Genomic DNA, 18,552 nt, shown 5'->3' on the forward strand with positions numbered 1-18,552 from the left:
CCGGCCGCCTCGGCGGAACAACCGGCGCCGCCCTCTCCGGAAAGGTCCCATCCCTCACCCCTGCCCCTCTCCCGGCCGGGAGAGGGGTCGCACGCACGGCTTCACCCCATGACCCCCGACATCCTCATCGGCATCGACGCCGGCACCTCCGTCATCAAGTCCGTCGCCTTCACCCTCGCCGGCGAGCAGGTCGCCATGGCCTCGCGGCCCAACAGCTACGCCACCCCGGGGCCCGGCCAGGTCGAGCAGGACATGCTGCGCACCTGGGCGGACGCGGCCGCGACGCTGCGCGATCTCGGCGACATGGTGCCCGATCTCGCCGCCCGCACCGCGGCGCTCGCGGTCACCGGCCAGGGCGACGGCACCTGGCTGGTCGACGCCGAGGGCGAGCCGGTCGGCGGCGGCCTGCTCTGGCTCGACAGCCGCGCCGCTTCGCTGGTCGCCGGCTACATGGCGACCGACGCCTATGCCCGGCATTACGCCCTCACCGGCTCCGGGCTCAACGCCTGCATGGCCTCCGGGCAGATCGCCTGGATGAAGCGCCACCAGCCCGAGCGCATCGCCCGGGCGACCACCACCCTGCACTGCAAGGACTGGCTCTACTTCAAGCTGACCGGCGAGCGCGTCACCGACCCCTCCGAGGCCAACTTCACCTTCGGCAACTACCGCACCCGGGACTACGAGCCCTTCATCCTCGAGGCCATGGGCATCGCCGATTGCCGCCGCCTGCTGCCGCCGATCGTCGAGGGCACCCGGACGGCCGGGCGCCTCTCGCCCGCCGCCGCCTCCGTCACCGGGCTGCCGTCCGGGCTGCCGATCGTGCTCGGCTATCTCGACACGGTGTGCACGGCGCTGGGCAGCGGCCTCTACGAGCGCGACGACGATGTCGGCGTCTCGATCTTCGGCTCCACCGGCATGCACATGCGCTTCGCCGCGACGCCCGACGACGTGCGGCTCAACGCCGACCGCACCGGCTACACCAAGTGCTTCCCGGTGCCGGGCGCCTCGGCGCAGATGCAGTCCAACATGGCGGCGACGCTCAACATCGACTGGCTGCTCGACGTGGCGCGCGAGGCGGCCGCCATGGCCGGGGCCGAGGTGACACGCGGGGAGCTGCTCGCCGGCATGGACGGCCGCGTGCTCGCCGCCACGCCCGGCGCGGCGGTCTACCACCCCTATATCTTCGAGGCCGGCGAGCGCGGCCCTTTCCTCGACCCCAACGCCCGGGCGCAGTTCACCGGCCTCTCCACCCGCACCGGCTTCGCCGACCTGATGCGGGCCGTCTATGAGGGCCTCGCCTTCGCCGCGCGCGACTGCTATCTCGCCGCCGGCTCGATCCCGCGCGAGGTGCGGCTCGGGGGCGGAGCGGCGCGCTCGGCCGCCATCCGCCTGATCCTCGCCTCGGCGCTCGGCGTGCCGGTGCGCACGGTCAAGCGCGAGGAGGCCGGCGCGGCCGGCGCCGTCATGATGGCGGCGGTCAATCTCGGCCTCTATCCCGACCTGGCGGCCTGCGCCGAGGCCTGGGTCACGCCGCGGCTCGGCGAGGCCACCGCGCCCGATCCGGGACTGCTCCGGCTTTATGACGGGCTGTTTTCCGTCTATCGCACGGTCCGCGAAGCGATGCCGCCGGCATGGGCCGCGCTCAACTCCGTCAGACAGGAACGAACCCCATGACCGCTTCGCCCGACGCCTCGCCGACCACCTCCATCGTCATCATCGGCGATCGCTTCATGCTGCCCGGCATGTTCGAGCGGGCGATCCGCGACAAGTGCGGCGACCGGCCGGTCGACATCCGCTCGCACGAGATGCCCTGGCCGGACGAGCCGATGGAGCACGGCTACGCCAAGGCCGGCATGGATGGGCTGAAGGAGTACCAGGGCGACGCCGACGAGATCGTCAGCCTGGTGGGGGATGCCGAGATCGTGGTGACGCAGCTCGCCCCGTTCTCCGCCGGCATGATGGATCGCCTGCCCAACCTCAGGCTGATCGCCGTCTCGCGCGGCGGACCGGTCAACATCGACATGGCGGCCGCGCGGGCGCGCAAGATCCGGGTGGTCAACACCCCAGGTCGCAACGCCAGCGCCGTGGCCGAGTTCACCATCGGCGCCATCCTGGCCGAGACGCGGCTGATCACCCGCGGCCATGAGAGCCTGCGCCGGGGCGAGTGGCGCGGCGATCTCTACCGTGCCGACCTCACCGGCGAGGAGCTCTCGGAGATGACCGTCGGCGTCGTCGGCTACGGCCATGTCGGCACCAAGGTGGTGCGCCTGCTCAAGGCCTTCGGCTGCCGCGTGCTGGTGCACGATCCCTATGTCCAGCTCTCGGTCGACGACCTCAACGACGGCGTCGAGCAGGCGTCGATGGAGCGCCTGATCGCCGAGAGCGACGTCGTCACCCTGCATGCGCGCGTCACCGCCGAGACCCGCGGCTTCTTCGGCACGGCGCAGTTCGCCGCGATGAAGCCCGGTGCCTTCTTCGTCAACACCGCCCGCGGCCCCCTGGTCGACTATGCCGCCCTGACCGAGGCGTTGAAGAGCCGGCACCTGCGCGGCGCCGCCATCGAGACGTTCGCCGTCGAGCCGGTGCCGCCGGACTGGGAGCTCCTGCAGCTCGACAACGTGACGCTCACCCCGCACATCGCCGGCGCCTCGGTCAAGACGGTGAAATACGCCGCCGAGCGCGCCGCCGAGGAGGTCCGGCGCTATCTCGCCGGCGAGCCGCCGCTCAACCCGTGCTGAGCGCGCCATGTCCGAGCTCGACCGTCTCCTCGCCCTCTCCGCCCGCATCGGCGCCGACCCGGCCCTGGTCCAGGGCGCCGGCGGCAACACCTCGATCAAGCAGGACGGGGTCCTGACCATCAAGGCCTCCGGCGCCTGGCTGGCCCATGCGCTGGAGAAGCCGATCATGGTGCCCGTGCGCCTCGATCCGCTGCTCCGGGCGGTCGAGCGCGACGATCCCGCCTCCGAGACCTCGGTCGACTTCGTCGTCGCCGAGGCCAATCCGCAGGGACTGCGGCCCTCGATCGAGACCACCATGCACGCCGTGCTGCCGCAGCGGATCGTGGTGCACGTCCATTGCGTCGAGACCATCGCCTGGGCCGTGCGCTGGGATGCGAAGGCTGCTCTGTCGCAGGAGCTGGCCGGCTTCGACTGGGCCTTCGTGCCCTATGCTCGGCCGGGCCGCCCCCTCACCCGCGCCATCCTCGCGGCGCTGCGCCCCGGCGTCAGCGTGCTCGTGCTCGGCAATCACGGGCTGGTGGTCGCGGGCGAGACGGTGGACGAGGCGCAGGCGCTGCTCGCCGCCGTCTCGGCGCGGCTGCGCCGACCCGTCCGCAAGGCGCCGCCTTCCGACCCTGCGGCGCTGGAACGGGCCGCGGCCGGCTCGCGCTACCGTCCCGCCGCCGATCCGGCGACCCATGCGGCGGCCACCGATCCCGCGAGCTTCCTCCTCGCCACATCGGGCTCGCTCTATCCCGATCACGTCATCTTCCTCGGCCCCGCCGCCGTGCCGCTGCCGCCCGGCGCCGCCCCGGACGCCATGGCCGCACTGGCCGGACGGCCGGCCCTGCCGATGCTGTTGGCGGAGGGCGCCGGCGTGCTGCTGCACGAAGCCGCCACGCCCGGCGCCGCCGCCCTCGCCCGCTGCCTCGCCGACGTCGCCGCCCGCATCGACCCCCGCGCCCGCCTGCGCCAGCTTTCCCCGGCCGAGGAGGACGCGCTCACCAACTGGGACGCGGAGAAATACCGCCAGGCCCTCGACCGCAAGGCGCCATAACGAAAGAATGCCACCCCCTGGTGCGGGCCGCGCGCTCTGCTAGGCTTGACGCGGGGGGAGCTCATCATGTCGCTGAAACTGGCCGTCGGCCTTGCCGTCCTCGTCGTCATCGGTGCCGTCGCCGCGGCCGGCCCGTGGCTGCCGCTGCCGGACCCCTGGCAGGCGGACCCGGGAAACGCCTCCGGGCCCCCGAGCACGGAGCATCTGCTCGGCACCGACTTCATGGGACGCGACTATTTCAGCCGGCTGATCGAAGGCACGGGCTGGAGCTTCGTGGCCGGCGGCATCGGCGCCGCGCTGGCGATCGCGGCGGGCTGGCCGCTCGGCCTGCTCGCGCGCATCATGCCCGGCTGGTTCGGACGGCTGATCGCCGTCGCCGCGCACATCCTGGTCGTCGCCCCGTCCTTCCTGCTGGAGCGGCAGTGGTCGAGCCGGATGCTGATGCTGTTCTGCGTCGGCGTGCTGCCGGTCGCCTGGCTGCAGTTCCTCTGCATCCCGGTGTTCGGCACCTTCGGCGAGCTCATGCCGGTGGCGTGGGGCCTGCTGATGGCGCCGGTCGCCGCCTACGCCCTGCGGAAGGATGCTGCGACCGCCGTCCGGCCTGTCGCGGCGCTCGCTGCCACGCTCTTTGCCTGGTCGGTGGTCGCCCAGGTCAAATGGGACATGATCGGTCTCGGCCTGATGCCGCCTGCGGCGACCTGGGGCGATATCATGCCGAAGGACATCCTTTTCTACGGACCGCCCCCGGCATTCTTCGTCCTGCTCGCCACCGCCGCCGTGGTCCTCGGCGCTGCCTTCCTGGTGGCGGACGGCCTCGCCGGGCAACGCCCGTCCGTGCAGCCGAGCCTCGCGCCGGCGGCAGCCGGGGCGACGTGAGTCGCAGCCGGACACGACGGCGCGCAACTCGGACGGCTAAGCCTTCATGAGGAGGACGACCTCGGTTCTGATCTCGATGCCGTCGATGTCCAGGAAGTGCAATTGAAGGGACAGCTTACATGAATCCGCGGCCTACGCCTCGTCGCCCTTCGGCTTCGGCCCCGGCTTGCCGCGCCGCAGGCTGCGGCCGGTGATCGCCTCGATCCTGTCCAGGAAGGCCTCGTCGCCGAGCGGCCGGCCGATGCTCTCGGCGGCCCGCAGCCGGTCGAACATCTCGGCATCCGGCCCGCGGCAATTGCAGGGACAGCTTACATGAATCCGCGGCCTACGCCTCGTCGCCCTTCGGCTTCGGCCCCGGCTTGCCGCGCCGCAGGCTGCGGCCGGTGATCGCCTCGATCCTGTCCAGGAAGGCCTCGTCGCCGAGCGGCCGGCCGATGCTCTCGGCGGCCCGCAGCCGGTCGAACATCTCGGCATCCGGCCCGCGGTCGAGGAGATCGGCGAAGCTGCCGAAGCGGCGGCGCACCGGCTCCAGCGCGGTGAGGCCGTCGTCGGTGCCGGTGAGATGCGCCTGCGTGCTCGACCAGCGCCAGTCCTGCGCCGCCCGCACCAGCCGGGCCCGCACCGGGTTCAGCGCGACATAGCGCAGCGCCGCCGCCAGATAGTCCTCGTCCATCGCCACGGCGCCATAGCGCCCCTGCCAGAAATGGCCCGTGCGCTTGCGGCGGGCATGGATAGTGCCGGCATAGCGCCGATGCGCCGGCGCCAGGGCCCGGCGCAGCCCGTCGGCATCGGAAGGCACCAGGATGAGATGCACATGGCTCGGCATCAGGCACCAACCCCAGACCTCAACCTCCGCCGCCCGGCAGCCCGCGGCCAGGCACGCCAGGTAGAACTGATAGTCCTCCTCGCCGAAGAAGGTGCGCTGGCGCCCGTTGCCGCGCTGGGTGACGTGGTGGGGGAGACCGGGAATGACGACGCGAGCCAGACGAGCCATGCCGCATCATGGCCCATCGCCGTCGCAGCGTCAATCGGATGCACTGTCACCGTAACTACGCGTAGCTTCCGGGCCTGCGGTTTCGCGGCGGGGCCTCATCCGTCCGACTTGCGCCGGGCGGCGATGGAACGGCTGACATCCGCTTCGGCCCGGTCCAGGAGCTCGACCAGGGCATCCCGTGCGCCGGATGGATCGTGCCGCGCGATGCAGTCGCAGATGCGCTTGTGGATGGGCAGCGACGGGCGCTGGCCATAGGGATTGTCGTCGGACAGCCGGAAGCTGATCAGCATGGCCGTCTCGGTCAGGGCTGCCAGCGATCCGAACAGCTCGTTGCCCGTCATGCGCAGGATGGCCTGGTGGAACGCCAGGTCTGCCTGCGCGAACCGTTCGTTGTCGTCGACATAGTGCTCCATCCTGGCATAGAGCTCCTCCAGCTGCGCAACCTCCGCCTCGCCCGCACGGTCCGCCGCAAGGGCGACGGCCATCGGCTCGATCGCCCGCCTCAACTCGAAGAGAGAGCGCGCGTCCTCGAAACGGGCGGTTGCGCCGTAGCGCCAGGCCAGCACGTCGGGATCGAGGAAGTTCCAGTCGCTGCGCTGGCGGATGCGCGTGCCGACCTTGGGCCGCGCCTCGACCATGCCCTTGCCGGCGAGCACCTTGATCACCTCGCGCAGGACCGTGCGGCTCACGCCGTGCGCCGCGCTCCAGTCGTCCGCGTTCGGCAGGGGATCACCGGGCGCGAGATCTCCCCGGACGATGCTTTGACCGAGCTGATCCAGCAGCTTTGCGTGAAGGCTCATCCCGGCGGACCTGTTTGCTTGCGGGCTCGGCTGGCGCATGGCGGGCGGATCGCATGCCGATTCAATTGTCATATTAGTATGAACAAATACGCCTTCGTCAATTCGCAACCCTATTGTCCCCAGCACACCGGGCGGGGCGGCCCCTGTCGGCCAGAGCAGCGGGAACCGGAGCAGCCCTCGCGGCGCGAGGCCCTTCCGTCGCTCCGAATGCGCCCTCAGCATTCTTCATATTATTCATATCATTGTCACGCGCTGCCCTTATTGAGCACGGCGACGAGCAGGCTTCATGGCCCTCTCGCAACAACAACATAAAATATACTCAACAAATGCATGCACCTTGAAAGTGATGTCATGATGTAATTTCGTGAAATCTTACAATACGGCCGGCGTACTATCGTGTGACGGCTCACTTCAGCCACAAAGAATAATAATCGTTATTGAAACAGCGCCTTGATCGCGCCAATATTGGCCGATCATGACCAGCGTCGCACCGGAGAGCCGCCTGAGGGCGCTCCGCCGTCGATGCGTCGGTCGGCCCTTGCCGGGACACCCTCGGCGGTCCGGCTGGGTCGCCCCTTCACCACCCCGAATCTGATCGTCGTCGGCGGGTTCCCGGCCGGCGATCGACGCCCTGCGTGTTGCGCAACCCCCGAAACCACCACCGAAAGAGAAGTCGAGACAATGTCATCAATGGCCGTTGACAACGCCAGGACAGCCGCGAAGTCCGCCCCCCGGACCGTCAGGTCCTGCATCCTCGGGTCGGCCCTCCTCTGCGCGACCGCGGTGCCCGCCTTCGCGGTCGAGCCGTGGATCATGGTCGAAAAGAACATGTTCTCCGGCGTCGACCCCTCGCGCGGCCAGGGCGTCACGACCGATGGAACCAATTGGTATTTTTCCGGCACGAATGCGCTGGAGAAGACCACCGGTTCGTATGAATCCGAAATGCTGGTCACGCCGGCCATTCCAGATTCCCTGAAGAATCCGTCACAGTTCTCCGATATCGGCCTGAACCATATCGGCGACATCGACTATGCCGACGGATATCTCTACATCTCCCTGGACACGAGCAATCGCTCTCCGACCACCAACCAGAAGTATGAACGGCCGGTCTTTGCGATCTACGACGCCAAGACCCTGACCTATACCGGCCAGTCTTTTTCGCTCAACCCGCCGCACGGGACCCATGACATCGCCAGCTGGGTCGCGGTCGACGCCAAGAACGGCCTCGGCTATGGCATGGCCTATGAGAATGCGACGGAAATCGCCGTCTACAATCTCTCGGACTGGTCCTTCAAGGAATATATCCCTCTGTCGCAGACCATCGACCAGGCGCAGGGCGGCAAGCTCTTCAATGGCTGGATGTATTTCTCGACCGACAATGACGAGAAGCTGATCTACCGTGCGAACCTGGTCACCGGCCAGGTCGAGGTGCTGGGCAACCTCAAGATCGACGGCGAGCAGGAGGTCGAAGGCCTGTCCTTCAACAACAGCCCGGACGGCTGGGCGATGTACATCCTCAACCGGGAGGAAGACCCGAACAATCCGGGTGAGACCGGCATCGGCTTCTATCGTTACGTGCGGCCTTACGGCAATGCCCTGTCCGGCGAAATCCACGCGGACATCAAAGGCGCGCTGATCGAGGACAGCCGCTATGTCGGCGACGCCGCCAGCCGCCGCATCCGCTCGGCCTTCGGTGCCGTCGCCGCGCCGCCCGCCGGGGCGACGGCGACAGGCGATGCCGACGGCATCGTCGTCTGGGGCACGCCGCTCGCGACGATCGGCCAGGCAAAGGGCTCGGGCTATGCCGCCACCTTCGACCGCTCGAGCGGCGGCTTCATCGGCGGTATCGACGTGCCGGTCGGCGCCTGGCGGCTCGGCGTGCTCGCCGGCTACAGCCATACCAGCTACAAGGTTTCCGAGCGCAGCTCGGACGGCTCCAACGACGCCTATCAGCTCGGCGTCTACGGCGGCACGCAATGGGGGCCGCTCGGCTTCCGCGCCGGCGCCGTCTATGGCTGGAACAACATCGAGACCAAGCGTCGCGTGGTTTTCCCCGCCTTCAACGAGACCTTGTCCGCCCGCTATGACGCCGCGACGGCGCAGGCCTTCGGCGAGCTGGGCTACCGGATCGATCTGGCCCCGGCCGCCTTCGAACCCTTCGCCAATCTCGCCTATGTCCATCTGAACGCGGACCGCTTCGCCGAGACCGGCGGCACGACGGCGGCGCTCACCGGCGCCAAGGGCTCGGCCGATACCGTGTTCTCGACCCTGGGCGTGCGTGCGTCCACGGACTTCGCCTTGGCCGAGACCAAGGTGAACCTGTACGGCATGCTCGGCTGGCAGCACGCCTTCGACGACGTGACCCAGACCTCGAACCTCACGTTCAACAACGGCTCGTCCTTCACCATCTCGGGTGCGCCGCTCGCCAAGGACGCGCTGGCCGTCGAGACCGGCTTCGACATCGCGGTCTCGCCGAATGCGACGCTCGGCGCCTCCTATTCCGGGCAGGTCGCCAGCGACGCCCAGCAGCATGCCTTCAAGATCAATCTCGGCATGAAGCTCTGACCCGGAGCCCGTGGTCCGCGTCCGTTCGCGGCCGGAGGAACACGGACGTCCCGCGTGCTTTCGACGGAGGCCGGCCTATCGCCGGCCTCCGGACTGCGCAACGCCTGGCCGTCGCTGCCTCGCACGGTGGTCACGGCGGCGTCAGTACCAATCGAATGCATTGGAACTGCAGTTTATTGAGCTCGACAATGGTGAAGGAGTATCCCTACGGGAAATACTTCATTCGCCAATATTCTACGACCCGCGATAGAACATCTCCAAAACCACACACGTTACCATTCTCGAACATAAGAAGAAGCGGTGTTGTCACTGCGTGAGCGCTGTTTAGTGGCATGGTGTTCAACGGCGCGGTATTGAGGGATCCAATCAAACGCCTCTTGCTCACCACCTCAGAGACCTCCACGCTTCGCCCGAGGCCCCGGTGTTTACCAGCATCCGCGACATCACGAATCCATGCGAGTTCCTGGCAGTCTCTGAAAAGAGCATTTTTGAAGTCGCTGTAATCGCTATTGCCGCGCGTATCCACACCCGGATGTTGCTCGTGCCATATCCACTCATGCAGATGCCACACATGCAACGACGCAATGATCGCGTTTGCTCGGGTAGGCTCCAATTTGAATCGGTCGCAGGTGGGTACCACCACTTCCGCCCAAAATTCTCGAGCGGACGCAAAGCCGAAATCAACGTATTTCACGGGCTTTGCCATCTTGTGAGCAATTAAACCGCCATACTTTCCGCCGAACCTTCTTTCAGGGAACTCCGGTAATGTGCACAGGCTCAAGCTTGCGCCTTTGGCCTTACCCCGACGGCTTCATGTGGGTCGGCCACGCCGCGTGCACTGACCTGCGATTATCTCGATTCCGTCCGACTAGCCGGCGACAGCAAGATGGCGAGAAGGCTTCGGCACGTCTCGTCCGAGGTCTCCCGCAGCTTCAATCCAGGCGAGGATTGCGTCCTGCACATTGACGATCGCCTCCTCAGGCGTCTCGCCGTCGCTCATGCAGCCTGGAAGATCCGGCACAGTGGCCATGAAACCACCGCCCTCTTCTTCGGACAAAGGCTCAACCACTACCGGATATTCGAGACGGCTCATAGCAAAGACCTTACGGCATCAACGAATGCGACCAGCTTCCGAATATATACGGGTTTGATCGGTCTCTTGAAAGGGACGGTCAGAATCTGCTGCTGACTCGGATGGCCGATCTTGTAGTGAGAGCCTCCCGACCGAGGCGCCTCGCACACGATGCCATGCTCGCGGCAAACAGCAACAACATCGGCAATCGTCCAATTCGCCGCTGGGTTCAACCGCATCTGATCTAGGCGTTTGGCCATACGCCGTCCTTCCGTTTCCGGCCGAGTCCGGAGCCGCAATCCTACTTCGACTCCTGCTGGAAAAAGGCGTGCACCTTCCGGGCCGTGCGCTCGTCGATGCCCGGGCAGCCCTGCAGGTCGGCGAGGGAGGCGCGGGAGATCGCCTTCAGCGTGCCGAAATGGTGGAGCAGGGCGCGCTTCCTCTGCGGGCCGATGCCGCCGATCTCCTGCAGGCCGCCTTCGCGCATCGACTTCGAGCGCTTCTGCCGGTGCGCGCCGATGGCGAAACGGTGTGCCTCGTCGCGCAGGCGCTGCACGAAGTAGAGCACGGGGTCGCGCGGCGCCAGCTTGAACGGCGGCCGGCCCTCGATGATGAAGGTCTCGCGGCCGGCGTCGCGGTCGAGCCCCTTGGCGACGCCGACCAGCGGCACGTCCTCGATGCCGAGGTCGACCAGGGTCTCGCGGGCCACCTTGAGCTGGCCGGCGCCGCCGTCGATCAGCACCAGGTCCGGCCAGGGCGAGGCCTCGCCCTCCTTCTCCGCCCCGGTTTCGGCCCGGGGCGCTTCCTTCAGCAGGCGCGAGAAGCGCCGCTGCAGCACCTCGCGCATCATGCCGAAATCGTCGCCCGGGGTGAGCTCCTCGGACTTGATGTTGAACTTGCGGTAGCTGGTCTTCATGAAGCCGTCCGGTCCGGCGACGATCATGCCGCCGACCGCGTTGGTGCCCATGATGTGCGAGTTGTCGTAGACCTCGATCCGGTGCGGCATCTCCTCCAGCCCGAAGGCCTCGGCCACCCCTTCCAGCAGCTTGATCTGCGAGGACGATTCCGCCAGGCGCCGGCCGAGCGCCTCGCGCGCATTGGTCAGCGCCGCCTCGACGAGGTCGCGCTTCTCGCCGCGCTTGGGGCTGGAGACCTCGATGCGGTGGCCGGCCTTGAGGCTCAACGCCTGGCCGAGGAGGTCCGCCCCTTCGACATCGTGCGACAGCAGCACCAGCCGCGGCGCCGGCTTGTCGTCGTAGAACTGCGCCAGGAAGGCATCGAGCACTTCCTGCGTGGTCAAGGTCTTGTCCGCCTTGGGGAAATAGGCGCGGTTGCCCCAGTTCTGGTAGGTGCGGAAGAAGAACACCTCGATGCAGAACTGCCCGGCCTCCTCGTGGATGGCGAAGACGTCGGCCTCCTCCACGGTCTGTGGGTTGACGCCCTGGGTCGACTGGATCGCCGAGAGCGCCGCCAGCCGGTCGCGGTAGCGGGCGGCGCGCTCGAACTCCAACTCGTCCGCCGCCGCCTGCATCTCGGCCGCCATCCGCTCCTTGATCGCCTTGGACTTGCCGGTCAGGAAGGCGCGCGCCTCGCCCACCAGCTCGCCGTAGGCCTCGGGGCCGATCTCGCCGGTGCACGGCGCCGAGCAGCGCTTGATCTGGTGCAGCAGGCAGGGGCGGGTGCGGGTCGAGAACACCGAATCGGTGCAGGAGCGCACCAAAAAGGCGCGCTCCAGCGCGTTCATGGTGCGGTTGACGGCGAGGACGCTGGCGAAGGGCCCGAAATAGTCGCCCTTGCGGGTGCGGGCGCCGCGGTGCTTGGTCAGCTGCGGCGCCGGATGGTCGCCGGTCAGGAGGATGTAGGGGAACGACTTGTCGTCCCGCATCAGCACGTTGAAGCGCGGCTTCAGGCTCTTGATCAGGTTGGTCTCGAGCAGCAGCGCCTCGGTCTCGGTCTCGGTGGTGACGAACTCCATCGCCGCCGTTTCCGCGATCATCCGGCCGATGCGCGCCGTCGGCGCCACGCCCCTGGCATAGCTCGCCACCCGCTTCTTCAGCGAGCGTGCCTTGCCGACATAGAGCACCGCGCCTTCGGCATCGATCATGCGGTAGACGCCGGGCCCGTTCGGCAGCGTCTTCCAGAAGGCATGAATCACCGCCGCGCCGGCCCGCAGCGAGGTGGGCAGGCTGGCTTCGTCGAAGGCGAAATCAATCGCCGAGGCCGCTTCCTCGAAGCCGTCCTCGACCGTGTCGCGGGGTGAATCGATCATGCCCGGAAGGTAATGTCTCCGCGCCGCCATGGCGAGGGGGACCGCGGCGGTGGGCAGGCCCGGCGCCGCCCGAATTCGGCGTGTTTGCGTCACAGGATTGCCATGTCGCGCGCGCTCATTGCGACGCAAGGGGAGTGGGCGGCACATTCTGTCTTCGCGGGGAAACGCCGATGACGACGATCTGGCGGGCGATCCTGGTCTTCACCGGGCTGGTCCTGTCGACCCTGCCTTCCCATGCCGCCGAGGCCGAGAAGCGCATCGCGCTCGTCATCGGCAACGCGGCCTATGCCGCCGGCGCCCTGCCGACGCCGGCCAACGATGCCGGGCTGATCGCCCAGACCCTGCAGGCCGCCGGCTTCGACGTGGTCGGCGCCCGCGACCTCGACGGCGAATCGCTGCGGCGCGCCTTCCACGACTTCCTCGACAAGGCCTCGGCCTCGGGCCCGGGCACCGTCGCCTTCGTCTATCTCGCCGGCTATGGCCTGCAGTTCCAGGGCGAGAACTATTTCGCGCCCGTCGACGCCCGCCTGGCCCATGCTGCCGACGTGCCGGTCGAAGCCGTGCGCCTGTCCGACTATACCCGCTCGCTGGCCGGGCTCGGGCTCAAGGCCTCCGTCTTCGTCCTCGATGCGGCCCGGGCCTCGCCCTTCCTCAAGTCCGATCCGCAGCCGCTCGCCGGCGGCCTCGCCCTGGTCGACCCGGATCCGGGCATGCTGATCGCCTTCAACGCCGCGCCCGGCACGATCGGGCCGCCGGAGACCGGCCCCTACGGTGCCTATGCCAAGGCCCTGGCCGAGATGCTGCGCCAGGGCGGCCTGGCCCTGCCCGACGTCTTCGCCCAGACACGCCTGCGGGTCGGCGAGGCCACCAAGGGCGCCGAGCTGCCCTGGGATGCGGCCAAGCTCTCGGCTCCCGTCAGCCTGTTCGACCGCGCGCCGGATGCGCCGCCCCCGCCGCAGGCCTATCAGGACGCGCCGCGCCTGCGCAGCCAGCCGATCCGCAGCTTCACGCCGGCCGACGCCTATGCCGCCGCGGTGGCGCGCGACACGTTCCAGGGCTACGAGGACTTCCTCGTCGCCTTCCCGGACGATCCGATGGCGGCGCGCGTGCGGGCCATCCTCGCCGCCCGGCGCGAGGCGATCACCTGGCGCCGAACCTGGCTCGCGGACTCGCCCCAGGCCTATTGGTCCTATCTCGACCGCTATCCCCGCGGCCCCCATGCCTGGGACGCCCGCCGGCGGCTGCGCGAGCTCAGCGCCGCCTTCGCCCCGCCGCCGACCTTCACCGCCATCGCCTATGACGTGCCGCCGCCGCCGCCGGACGAGATCGTCTATTGCGAGCGGCCTGTGCTGTTCTTCGACGATCCCGTCTGGCGCCTGCCGCCACCACCGCCCCCGCCCATCATCTTCCTGCCGCCGCCGGTGATCATCGTGCTGGCGCCGCCGCCCCCGCCGATCATCGCCTATGTCCTGCCCGTCCCGGTATTCGTGCCGGTGCCGCGCTGGGTCGTGCCGCCGCGCTACGTGGTGCCGCCGCCGGGCAACGAGCTGTTCCGCAACATCCACGAGCGGATCGACGTCGGCGGGCCCGGCGCGGCCCATCTCACGGCCGGCCAGGTGGTCGGCGGCGTCGCCGCCGTCGGTGCCGGTGCCGCCCTGCTCAGGGTAGCGCTGCCACCCTCCATCGCCCGCAAGGCGCCGCCGGCCAATCTCGTCAACGGCAAGCCGGTGCCCGGTGGGCCGGTGCAGGGCTTCAAGCCGCTGCCCGGCGCGCCTCTGCCCGGCGCGCAGCCCCTGCCCGGGAAGGACCGCCTGCTCCCGCAGGAGGTCCTGAAGCCTGGGCCCGGCGCGCCCGACCTCAAGCGCCTCCAGGGCCAGAACCAGGTCACGCCCGACCTGAAGCGCCTGCAGGAGGGGCAGCCCGGCCAGCCGCTGGCCGGCAATCCCGCGACGCTCGAGACAAAGCCGCCGAAGGGCAGGCCGCGCAAGCCCGACCACGAGCTCGGCCAGGCGGCGGACAGGACGCTGCCGGCGACCGGGACGCCGCCGGCGGCCGACCGGCTGCGCAAGGACACCCGGGTGCAGAAGGAGACCCGGCTGCCCAAGGTCACGACGCCGCGCGAGACCCGCGACAAGCCGGTGCTGGTGCCCAGGACGACGCCCGACCTGCGGACCGAACGGCAAGTGAGGCCGCCGCGCGAGACGGTGCGGCCGTCGCGGCCGCCGACCATCCGGCCGGAGATCCGCCGCCCCCGCTGCGAGAGGCCGCCCTGCCGGTGAGGCCGACGCGGCCGGTGCCGGCCGCGCAACTCTGCCCGCATCGCTCCCGTAATGGCGAGGCCGGACCGCACGAGCGGTCCGGCCGAATCATCGAGGGGGACGCCATGCGCGCAACACTGCTCATCGCCGGCCTGGTCGCCGGCGCCATATCGATGTCGACCGGCGCGGCCGAGGCCGGGAAGAGCCTCTACGAGCGGCTCGGCGGTCGGCCCGCCATCGTCGCCGTGGTCGACGATTTCGTCGCCAACGTCGCCGCCGACAAGCGCATCAACGGCTTCTTCGCCAAGACCGATGCCAAGAGCTTCAAGGCCAAGCTGGTCGACCAGCTCTGCGCCGGCACGGGCGGTCCCTGCGTCTACACCGGCAAGGACATGAAGACGGCGCACCAGGGCCGTGGCATCCACGAGGAGCATTTCGCGGCTCTGGTCGAGGATCTCGACAGGACTCTTGCCAAGTTCAAGGTGCCGGCGCGCGAGCAGAAGGAGCTCCTCGCCATCCTTGCGCCGATGAAGCCGGACATCGTCGAGAAATAGGCCGGTCTCTCAGGCCCAGGCCAGGTGCTGGCCGCCGTCCACCGCCAGCATCTGGCCGGTGACGCTGCGGGCATGGGCGAGATAGACCACCGCCTGCGCGATGTCCTCCAGCGAGCTGCCGTGGCCGAGCGGCGTTCCCGCCGCCTCGCGTTCGAAATCGGCCTCGGTCTGGCGGGTGTTCTGCACGGTCGGCCCCGGGCCGATGCCGTTGACGCGAATGCGGGGCGCCAGCGCCTGGGCGATGGTCTGCGTCGCGGTGTGGAGGCCGGCCTTGCTGAGATAATAGGATACGTAGTCCGGCCGGGGATGCAGCACCCGCTGGTCGATCAGGTTGACGATCGAGGGGTCGGCGGCCTCGGCCGGCACCTGGCGGGCGAAGGCCTCCGACAGGAAGACCGGCGCCCGCAGGTTGATCGCCATGGTGCGGTCGAAAGCCGCCACGTCCAGCGCGCCGATCTCGTCCGGCTCGAACTCCGAGGCGCTGTTGACCAGCAGCGTCAGCGGCCCGACGGCAGCGGCGGCCTGCGGCACCAGGGCCGCGACCGCCGCGGCATCGGCCAGATCGGCCGCGACCACGCCCGCCCTCCCGCCTCCGGCGGCGATCGCCTCGGCCAGCGCCTGCGCCTCGCGCCGCGAGCGGTTGCAATGCAGCGCCACGGCATAGCCGTCGGCCGCCAGCGCCAGCGCGACAGCGCGGCCGATGCGCCGGGCCGCGCCCGTGACCAGCGCGCCGCCGCGCCGCTGCGAATATGCCGCCATGATCCCTCGCTTCCGCCACGCCGGCCCGCTTCGACCTGTCATGGAGATGGTGCGCGCCGGCAAGCGTTAACCGCCGGAGGCGGCCGTATACGATCGATTCACACTGAACGAAAGATGACCGGCGATCTCGGCAGGCTCTTAACGCTCGTTAACGATTACGGCCTATCGATCACGACTTGTAACGGTCGGAAACAATCGCCGAGGTCCCCGGGCATGCCGCTTCGCCTGCGCCAATCCGCAACCATCCTCGCCGTCTCGGCGGGGCTGGCCGGATCGTGCCCGGCGGGCGTTGCCGCTGCAGCCGAGCTCGCCCCGCTCGAGCCCTATGACGGGCAGACCGTGTCCGATGCCGTCTATGACTGGACGGGCTTCTATGTCGGCGCGCATGGCGGCTATGGCTGGGCCTCGGCCGGCGCGGCCGATCTCGGCGGTGTCCTCGGCGGCATGCAGCTCGGCTATGTCGTCCAGTCCGGCTCCTTCGCCGCCGGCATCGAGGGCGACATCGCCGGGACCGGCATCGACAAGCCGGGCAGCGGCCGCTCGCTCGACTGGCTCGGCTCGGCCCGGCTGCGGGCCGGCTTCGTCTTCAACCAGTATTTCGTCTACGGGACCGGCGGATTCGGCTTCGGCAACATCGCGCTGCCGGACGGCGCCGCCCCGGACGATCGCTGGAACGCCGGCTGGGTGGCCGGCATCGGCGCGGAAGTGGCCCTCAGCCGCAACTGGACGGCCCGGATCGAGGCCTTCCACTACGATCTCGGCCGCGCCGACTACGAGCTTGCGGGCGCCACCGCCTCCTTCGCCCTCACCGGCACGCTCGTGCGCGCCGGCGTCAATTATCGATTCTGAGGAGATTCGAGACGCCTCAGATCGAAATATCCGTACTTCTCGCATAGCTGCTATGCAATGAATCCGTAAGAATGGGTTAAGTAATTTCCCGTTTCAGTACATCCTGAGAAAGACATTGTTCTGCCTCAACCCTTAAACGATCAAAGCAAACAGGAATTCCGGCAACATCCCGTCACAATCTTGCCTCTTTGCACAGACACCTTGTGTCGTGAGCGCTACAGACTTCCAAGCGCCAACGGTTTACACAAGGACCATCCGAAGACGGGCACGAACCAGCCCGTCGAGATCGAGTACCGAGTACAGGAGACCATCATGAAGAAGCTTCTTCTCGCCACCGCCGCCGTCCTTGGCCTGGCGGGACCCGCCATGGCCGCTGACCTCGCGCCGAACTACAGCGAGCCGGCGGCGCCTGCGCCCTATATCGCGCCGGCGGGCTTCAACTGGACCGGCTTCTACGCCGGTATCAACGCCGGCTACGGCTTTTCCGGCGATTTCGGCTCGGCCACCGGCCGGCGCCTGAACGATGCGAAGGGCTTCGTCGGCGGCGGCCAGGTCGGCTTCAACTACCAGATCGACCCGGTGGTGGTCGGCATCGAAGGCGAACTCGACTATTCCGACCAGAAGGACAGCTTCGCCGGCTCGCGCGCCAACCTCAACTGGCGCGGCTCGCTCACCCCGCGCCTCGGCTTCACCATGGACCGCTTCCTGCCCTACGTGAAGGCAGGTCTGGCCTTCGGCGAAACCGATCTGAAGGTGGCGGGCGTCGGCTCGGACAGCAACACGCTGGTCGGCTGGACCGCGGGCGCCGGCATCGAATATGCCGTCACCGACAACATCTCGGTGCGCGGCGAGTACAACTACACCGACCTGAGCAAGGACACGTTCAACATCGGCGGCGCGGCGGTCAAGACCGGCTTCCGCGGCAGCGATGTCAAGGCCGGCCTGAACTACAAGTTCTGATCGGCAGCGGTCCCGATGCGGAAAGGCCCGGCTTCACGCCGGGCCTTTTGCTTGTGCGCCCAGCATGGGCGCACTCTTGCGGGTGAGAGTCCCGCCGTGAGCTGGTCACAGCGAGCGAAGAGAAGCGCAACTGCGAGAGGGCGACCGATCGTGGAGAGGAAGCGTGGATCGAAGCTGCGGGCCGATGAACAAGAACCGGATAGAAGGCGACGCCGACAGGGCGAGCGGGCAAGAAACCGCGAAGCTCTCGTGACCAAGGGTCGGCGGCGTAAATCCGGCGGTCGTGCAGCGAAGGAGTGCGTTCTTACCTGGGGAGATCTCGCCTCATGCCTGAAAGGGCGACGATGGCCGTGAGGCCGGCGGAGCGAGAAGTCAGCAGAGGCCGTAGTAGCCGGCGACGGCGAAGGGCCGAACGAGGAGGAGAGCGCGTTCACCGTGTCGCTTGGGCTCACCTGCATCAGAAGTCCGATGGATTGGCATCGGAGCACGCCATGACCGGGAGAGGTGAAGCCGCTCCTGGCGCGGTTTCGTGTGATGAAGCGGGTCTGGCGCGGCAGGGACGGAACGGCTCGGGGCAAGGCCTGCTGGAGCAGGCGCTTGCGCGCGACAACCTGCTCCGAGCCTGGAAGCAGGTTGCGGGGAACGGCGGCAGTGCCGGCATCGACGGATTGTCGATTGCGGCGACGCGGGAGCGTCTCAAGACCCACTGGCCTGCGATCCGGGCGGGGATCCTGGACGGCAGCTACCGGCCCTTGCCGGTGCGGCGCGTCCTGATTCCCAAGCCGGATGGCGGGGAGCGGGAACTGGGGATACCCACGGTGA

The 18,552-nt window shown here is 68.5% G+C and carries 16 protein-coding genes and 1 pseudogene; 10 read left to right on the forward strand and 7 right to left on the reverse strand.

Annotation, left to right across the window (positions count from 1 at the left end):
- Positions 1–108: 108 nt before the first annotated feature.
- The 4 genes from QO011_RS23590 (at position 109) to QO011_RS23605 (ending at position 4,650) form a co-directional block, all read left to right on the forward strand.
- Positions 109–1,674: an FGGY-family carbohydrate kinase gene (locus tag QO011_RS23590; RefSeq protein ID WP_307277326.1), complete on the forward strand. Its 1,566-nt coding sequence runs from the start codon at positions 109–111 to the stop codon at positions 1,672–1,674.
- A complete protein-coding gene (locus tag QO011_RS23595; protein ID WP_307277329.1) occupies positions 1,671–2,738 on the forward strand; it encodes a 2-hydroxyacid dehydrogenase in 1,068 nt (355 codons plus the stop codon). The genes QO011_RS23590 and QO011_RS23595 overlap by 4 nt, the downstream gene beginning before the upstream one ends.
- Before the next feature lie 7 nt (positions 2,739–2,745).
- Positions 2,746–3,774, forward strand: coding sequence for a class II aldolase/adducin family protein (locus QO011_RS23600; RefSeq protein WP_307277331.1), 1,029 nt, complete (start codon positions 2,746–2,748; stop codon positions 3,772–3,774).
- A gap of 66 nt (positions 3,775–3,840) precedes the next feature.
- A complete protein-coding gene (locus tag QO011_RS23605; RefSeq protein ID WP_307277334.1) occupies positions 3,841–4,650 on the forward strand; it encodes a hypothetical protein in 810 nt (269 codons plus the stop codon).
- A gap of 132 nt (positions 4,651–4,782) precedes the next feature.
- On the opposite strand, the gene QO011_RS23610 is transcribed toward QO011_RS23605, so the two are convergent.
- The 3 genes from QO011_RS23610 to QO011_RS23620 all read right to left on the reverse strand — a co-directional run bounded on the left by QO011_RS23610 (position 4,783) and on the right by QO011_RS23620 (position 6,444).
- Complete coding sequence (locus QO011_RS23610; protein ID WP_307277337.1) at positions 4,783–4,923, reverse strand: hypothetical protein; 141 nt, start codon at positions 4,921–4,923, stop codon at positions 4,783–4,785.
- Positions 4,924–4,975: 52 nt separating this feature from the next.
- Positions 4,976–5,644, reverse strand: a complete 669-nt coding sequence (locus tag QO011_RS23615; protein WP_307277339.1) for a transposase — start codon at positions 5,642–5,644, stop codon at positions 4,976–4,978.
- Between the two features lie 95 nt (positions 5,645–5,739).
- Positions 5,740–6,444: a FadR/GntR family transcriptional regulator gene (locus QO011_RS23620; protein WP_307277343.1), complete on the reverse strand. Its 705-nt coding sequence runs from the start codon at positions 6,442–6,444 to the stop codon at positions 5,740–5,742.
- Positions 6,445–7,257: 813 nt separating this feature from the next.
- Here QO011_RS23620 and QO011_RS23625 point away from each other — a divergent pair.
- The gene (locus QO011_RS23625; protein ID WP_307277346.1) at positions 7,258–9,009 is read left to right on the forward strand and encodes an autotransporter outer membrane beta-barrel domain-containing protein; all 1,752 of its coding nucleotides are present in this window, start codon (positions 7,258–7,260) and stop codon (positions 9,007–9,009) included.
- Positions 9,010–9,214: 205 nt separating this feature from the next.
- On the opposite strand, the gene QO011_RS23630 is transcribed toward QO011_RS23625, so the two are convergent.
- The 3 genes from QO011_RS23630 to uvrC all read right to left on the reverse strand — a co-directional run bounded on the left by QO011_RS23630 (position 9,215) and on the right by uvrC (position 12,350).
- Positions 9,215–9,790 carry a hypothetical protein gene (locus QO011_RS23630; protein WP_307277349.1) on the reverse strand — a complete coding sequence of 192 codons (576 nt, stop codon included), beginning with the start codon at positions 9,788–9,790 and terminating at the stop codon, positions 9,215–9,217.
- Positions 9,791–9,877: 87 nt separating this feature from the next.
- Entirely contained in the window at positions 9,878–10,102 is a 225-nt protein-coding gene (locus tag QO011_RS23635) for a type II toxin-antitoxin system HicB family antitoxin (protein ID WP_307277352.1), read from the reverse strand.
- Between the two features lie 280 nt (positions 10,103–10,382).
- Positions 10,383–12,350, reverse strand: coding sequence for an excinuclease ABC subunit UvrC (uvrC, locus tag QO011_RS23640; protein ID WP_307277355.1), 1,968 nt, complete (start codon positions 12,348–12,350; stop codon positions 10,383–10,385).
- Positions 12,351–12,520: 170 nt separating this feature from the next.
- On the opposite strand from uvrC, the gene QO011_RS23645 reads away from it, so the two are divergent.
- Together QO011_RS23645 and QO011_RS23650 are read left to right on the forward strand one after the other, a co-directional pair.
- Positions 12,521–14,629, forward strand: coding sequence for a caspase family protein (locus QO011_RS23645; protein WP_307277358.1), 2,109 nt, complete (start codon positions 12,521–12,523; stop codon positions 14,627–14,629).
- Positions 14,630–14,733: 104 nt separating this feature from the next.
- Positions 14,734–15,162 (forward strand): group I truncated hemoglobin, encoded by a 429-nt coding sequence (locus QO011_RS23650; RefSeq protein ID WP_307277361.1) that lies wholly within the window; start codon positions 14,734–14,736, stop codon positions 15,160–15,162.
- Between the two features lie 9 nt (positions 15,163–15,171).
- Here QO011_RS23650 and QO011_RS23655 read toward each other — a convergent pair whose 3' ends face one another.
- Positions 15,172–15,921, reverse strand: coding sequence for an SDR family oxidoreductase (locus tag QO011_RS23655; protein WP_307277363.1), 750 nt, complete (start codon positions 15,919–15,921; stop codon positions 15,172–15,174).
- Positions 15,922–16,134: 213 nt separating this feature from the next.
- On the opposite strand from QO011_RS23655, the gene QO011_RS23660 reads away from it, so the two are divergent.
- The 3 genes and pseudogenes from QO011_RS23660 to QO011_RS23670 form a co-directional block, all read left to right on the forward strand.
- Positions 16,135–16,770 carry an outer membrane protein gene (locus QO011_RS23660; protein WP_307277366.1) on the forward strand — a complete coding sequence of 212 codons (636 nt, stop codon included), beginning with the start codon at positions 16,135–16,137 and terminating at the stop codon, positions 16,768–16,770.
- A gap of 312 nt (positions 16,771–17,082) precedes the next feature.
- Positions 17,083–17,730 carry an outer membrane protein gene (locus QO011_RS23665; RefSeq protein WP_307277374.1) on the forward strand — a complete coding sequence of 216 codons (648 nt, stop codon included), beginning with the start codon at positions 17,083–17,085 and terminating at the stop codon, positions 17,728–17,730.
- Positions 17,731–18,221: 491 nt separating this feature from the next.
- Positions 18,222–18,552 (forward strand): annotated as a pseudogene (locus QO011_RS23670) (group II intron reverse transcriptase/maturase); the annotation flags it as partial.

The organism is Labrys wisconsinensis (assembly GCF_030814995.1).
Taxonomy (GTDB): domain Bacteria; phylum Pseudomonadota; class Alphaproteobacteria; order Rhizobiales; family Labraceae; genus Labrys; species Labrys wisconsinensis.